This is a genomic window from Streptomyces sp. NPDC041784 (assembly GCF_055591025.1).
Genome location: NZ_JBVJAB010000024.1, coordinates 16507 through 18236 on the forward strand (window position 1 = coordinate 16507; position 1730 = coordinate 18236).

Below are 1730 nucleotides of genomic sequence, written 5' to 3' on the forward strand. Positions count from 1 at the left end.
GAAACCCGGCACCCCAGGCCCCATCAGCCGGCAGCCCCACAGCCCCGACCGACGGACCCGACAGCCCCAGAACACCGAGACAGCAGCCCCTGCCCGGACCCCACCCACCCTGCGGCCCCCGGTCAACCGCCCAGCCACCCGCCCGGTGCACTCAGTACGCCCGAGCCCGCGGCCGGTAAACCCGGCACCCCAGGCCCCATCAGCCGGCAGCCCCACAGCCCCGACCGACGGACCCGACAGCCCCAGAACACCGAGACAGCAGCCCCTGCCCGAACCCCACCCACCCTGCGGCCCCCGGTCAACCGCCCAGCCACCCGCCCGGTGCACTCAGACCCCAGGAGCGCTGTGCGAGTGGACGACCTGACAGCCCAAGCCCGCTGAACCGCCAGACCGCAGCCTGGCCACCCCGGCCAGCCCGGCCAGCCCGGCCAGCCCGGCCAGCCCACCGACGGTCCCGACAACCCTGGAGCACCGAGTCAGGGGGCATGCCAAACCCCTCAGCGAACGGCCAGTAGGCCATGCCGCGAGGCCGGCAAGCCGATCGCCCAGGCCCGATCGACCCACGAGCGCGGCTGAGCCGAGCGACGGCCCCGCAGCTCTCACTCAGCCGGCCGTGAGCCCTCCGGCTCGGCCCCACTTGTCCGGTGCGACCGCCGACCGTGGCCCATCCGCCCCCTCGGGCCTGCCCGACCCGGTCGGCAACCGGCCCCTCGTCACCGAGCAGGCCGCCCCTGCAGCCGACGCCGGCCCACCCAACCCGCGAGCCCTCCAGCCCACCACCCCCGCCAGCCAGGCCCCACCCTGCACACCTCCCCCAGCCCACAAGCCACCCCCACTCCCCCACCCCCGAAACCCGCGGCGCGTACAGTGCCGCCATGACTCACCCGCACGCCGCGTCCCGTCCCACGCAAGCCGTTGTCCTGGCCGGTGGCCAGGGGTCGCGGTTGCGGCCGTACACCGATGACCGGCCCAAGCCGATGGTGGAGATCCCCGGCACGGGGACGCCGATCATCGGGCACCAGCTCGGCTGGCTCGCCGAGGAGGGCGTCACGGACGTCGTCATCTCCTGCGGACACCTCGCCGAGGTCCTCCAGGACTGGCTGAACTCCGCCGACCTGCCCGTGAAGGTCACCACGGTCGTCGAGACCGAGCCCCTCGGCCGCGGCGGCGGCCTGAAGTACGCGGCCGCTCACCTGCCCCACCCGGACCGCGCCTGGTACGCCACCAACGGCGACATCTGGACCCGTTTCTCGCTGCGCGAGATGGCCGACTTCCACACCGAGCGCGACGCCGTCGCCACCCTCGCCCTCGCCCGGCCCCGTATCCCCTGGGGCGCCGTGCAGACGGACGGCTTCGGCCACATCACCGACTTCATCGAGGCCCCGCCGACGACGTACGAGATCAACGCGGGCGTCTACGTCTTCTCCCCCGAGTTCGCCGGGCTGCTCCCTGAGCGGGGCGACCACGAGCGGACCACGTTCCCGCACCTGGCCCGCGAGCGGCGGCTGGCCGGGTTCCCCATCCCCCAGGGTGCGTACTGGCGCGCGATCGACACGGCGAAGGACCTCACCGAGGCCGCGAAGGAACTCGCGGCGCTGGGTCGCTGACAGCCGGGCAGGCAGAACGGGGGTGGGGGGGGGGGGGGGGGGGGGGGGGGGGGGGGGGGGGGGGGGGGGGGGGAGGGGGGGGGGGGGGGGGGGGGGGGGGGGGGTAGGGAGGGGGGGGGGGGT

The 1730-nt window shown here is 75.3% G+C and carries 1 protein-coding gene; it reads left to right on the forward strand.

Features of this window, described 5'->3' with window-relative positions:
• Window positions 1-875 precede the first annotated feature (875 nt).
• Window positions 876-1607: a nucleotidyltransferase family protein gene (locus tag ACZ6D7_RS35755; protein WP_469500127.1), complete on the forward strand. Its 732-nt coding sequence runs from the start codon at window positions 876-878 to the stop codon at window positions 1605-1607.
• Window positions 1608-1730: the final 123 nt, after the last annotated feature.